Here is a 2725-nt window from a genome sequence, read left to right as displayed (position 1 = left end):
ACATCGCAATGTAGGAGCTGCCGAAGGCTGCGATCTTTTGATCTTACGGTCGATAGAGATGCGCATGCCCGGCGCGATACAGCGACGATTCGCTGAAATGATCACTGCCCAGCACCTGACCCACCAGAATCAACGCCGTACGGCGGAAACCCTTGGCTTCAACCTTCCCGGCGATATCCGCCAGCGTCCCCACCACCCAATCCTGATCCGGCCATGTTGCTCGGTGAACCACCGCAATCGGGCAATCCGCGCCGTAATGCGGCAGCAGTTCCTCGACAATTTTCGTCAGGTGATTAACCCCCAAATGAATCGCCATGGTCGCGCCATGCTGCGCCAGACTGGAAAACTCCTCGCCCGGCGGCATCGCGGTTTTGTCGGCGTAGCGGGTCAGGATCACGCTCTGTGACACGTCGGGCAGTGTCAGTTCCGCCCCCAGCAAAGCCGCACAGGCTGCGGTTGCGGTCACGCCGGGGATGATTTCGAACGCGATGCCGAGTTCGCGCAGGTGGCGAATCTGCTCGCCGATGGCGCCATACAGGCTCGGATCGCCGGAATGCACCCGCGCCACATCCTGGCCGTTGGCGTGGGCGATCTTGATCAGTTCAATGATCTGTTCCAGGTGCAGTTCGGCGCTGTTGACCACCGTTTCGGCGTGATGGCCTTCAAGCACCGCAGCGGGCACCAGTGAGCCGGCATAGATGATCACCGGGCAGCTGCGAATCAGCCGCTGGCCTTTGACGGTAATCAGTTCCGGGTCGCCGGGACCTGCGCCAATGAAGTAGACGGTCATCGTCGGTTCCTGTGGGAAAAAGGGGCTGCGCAAGGCTTCAGATGAAGATTGCTCATGATCGAATGCGCGGATTATCGGGGATTTTATGCAGCGCTGGCCAATGCCAGGGTGGCCTGGGCGTATTTTTGTCGCGGGATCAACAGCTTTGCCGGTGCGTTGGCCAGTTGTTCGGCCAGGGCCAGGGCGGCGCTTTCCGCCACGCCATAGCAGCCCGTGCGCTCGAATGCGATCTCGGAACGGTGACTCAGTTGAGGCTGATAACCGGCCAGTTGTTCGCTGCTGAAATACATCAGCGGCAGCGCCAGTTGTTCAGCCAACTCGATCAGCGCCGGTTCGTCGCGCTTCAAGTCGATACTGGCCAGGGCCTTGATTTGATGCAGCCCGATTTGATGCGCTTGCAACGCCTGATCCAGCAGCGCCCGCAACGTATTGACGGGGCAGCCGCGCTGGCAGCCCAGGCCGATCACCAGGGTCGGCGCTGCGCTGACATCAGTCATGCGTGGTATTGACCATCGCTTTTGCGGCGGAACAACCAGGCGCTGATCAGGCCCAGGGCCAGCCAGAACGCCACGTTGGTCAGCTGCGAAGCGATTTTGAATTGGGCTTCCAGTGCTTCCGGTGCGAGCATCGAATGCACTTCCGGTTGCGGTGCGCCAATCACATGGGGAACGGCGATGATTGCCGCACCAAGGACTTTCATCAGCCAGTGGCGGCTGAACACGATCAGGGCGATGCCGACAGCGGTGGACGCGGCAGTACCGATCCACCAGATCTGTCGTTGCGCCAGATCGGCGGCAGCGGTGCCTGGCAGTTCAGGCGGCAGGCCGAGGGTTGGCGCCAGTACGAAGGTCGCATAACCGGCCAGGCCCCAGAGCAGGCCCTGAGAGGTTTTGGTCGGCGCGCGCAGAGTGTAGAGGCCAGCGAGCATCAGAGCGAAACCGACAGCCACCACCAGATTGCCGCCAGTGGTCGACAGTACGCGCTGCCAGCCGTCTTCCGGCTCCCAGGCTTCGGCATCGTGGGTGTGAGCGGCGACAGCGCCCTGGGCGTGGGCATGTTCGTGCATTTCAACAGCGGCCGGTTCGGATTTCTCGTAGGTTTCGGCCTGCAAAATCAGCGGGGAGACCCAGAAGCTTTGCAGCAGGGTGAGCAGCAGGGCGGCGAGCAGCCCGGTGAAACCTGCGGTTTGCGCAATACGCTTGATCATGTCGGCAGGTCTCAATGGCACGGGAATGCAGAGCTGTGGCGGGTATCGTGCGCGGCGTTGTGCACCGCTTCGATGTGCGAGAAACCGGCGAAGTACACCAGGCACGCGCCGAGGATCGACGCACAAACGGCGGCGGTCAGGCGTTGAGCCAAGGTTGTGGTGGCGCTGGAAGAGCTGCTGTGGCCGGTGCTGCTGATGATCGACATGGCGTTTCCCTCTGGTCTGTCAGCGGGGAATCAAAAGCGCATGCAGAGCCTCCGCACGACCGGGCGCGCAGAGATTCGAACAGCGCCCGCCCACCGCGGGTTTGTCATTCAGTGATTGTGTTTTCACTTTGTGTTGCGGGCCGGTCTCCGGGCTCACGAGGGGCGCAGGCGTCTGCCTGATCCTGCAAGCATCACCTTCCCATGCCTGATTGGCACAGTGGATTCGACGCTTCGCTCGCTTACCGTTGCGGGGGCAGCACCGGACTGACATGGCTTTGAGTAAAGCACATGATTCACCGGTTTCCCGTTTCACCCTGTGAAGGGCACCCGTAACAAGGCGTGTAGGAGAGCATGGGCGGGGGTTGGGCGTCAATTGGCAAGGGTTCTCAACTGCTCTTTGTAGGAGCTGCCGAAGGCTCGGGCCGCGATCGGACGATCTTTTGATCTTTATCTTTAAAAGCAAAATCAAAAGATCGCAGCCTTCGGCAGCTCCTATGTATGGACTCGCCCCCACTGTCTACC

At 61.0% G+C, this 2725-nt stretch carries 4 protein-coding genes and 1 riboswitch; all 4 genes read right to left on the bottom strand.

From position 1 onward, the window contains the following. Positions 1-43 precede the first annotated feature (43 nt). The gene (cobM, locus tag ACW9JC_RS29890) at positions 44-790 is read right to left on the bottom strand and encodes a precorrin-4 C(11)-methyltransferase (RefSeq protein WP_457459548.1); all 747 of its coding nucleotides are present in this window, start codon (positions 788-790) and stop codon (positions 44-46) included. Between the two features lie 83 nt (positions 791-873). Continuing rightward, on the bottom strand, positions 874-1287 hold the full coding sequence (locus ACW9JC_RS29885) for a cobalamin biosynthesis protein (protein WP_457459546.1): 414 nt from the start codon (positions 1285-1287) through the stop codon (positions 874-876). Then, positions 1284-1997 carry a CbtA family protein gene (locus ACW9JC_RS29880; RefSeq protein WP_457459544.1) on the bottom strand — a complete coding sequence of 238 codons (714 nt, stop codon included), beginning with the start codon at positions 1995-1997 and terminating at the stop codon, positions 1284-1286. The genes ACW9JC_RS29885 and ACW9JC_RS29880 overlap by 4 nt, the downstream gene beginning before the upstream one ends. Positions 1998-2008: 11 nt before the next feature. Beyond that, positions 2009-2203 carry a CbtB domain-containing protein gene (locus tag ACW9JC_RS29875; protein ID WP_457459542.1) on the bottom strand — a complete coding sequence of 65 codons (195 nt, stop codon included), beginning with the start codon at positions 2201-2203 and terminating at the stop codon, positions 2009-2011. 121 nt (positions 2204-2324) lie between these two features. Beyond that, positions 2325-2549: riboswitch (cobalamin riboswitch) on the bottom strand. Between the last annotated feature and the right edge of the window lie 176 nt (positions 2550-2725).

Source organism: Pseudomonas sp. SDO5591_S426 (assembly GCF_054070755.1).
Note: the sequence above shows the minus strand (reverse complement) of the source record. Positions and strands in the feature narration are given on the sequence as shown.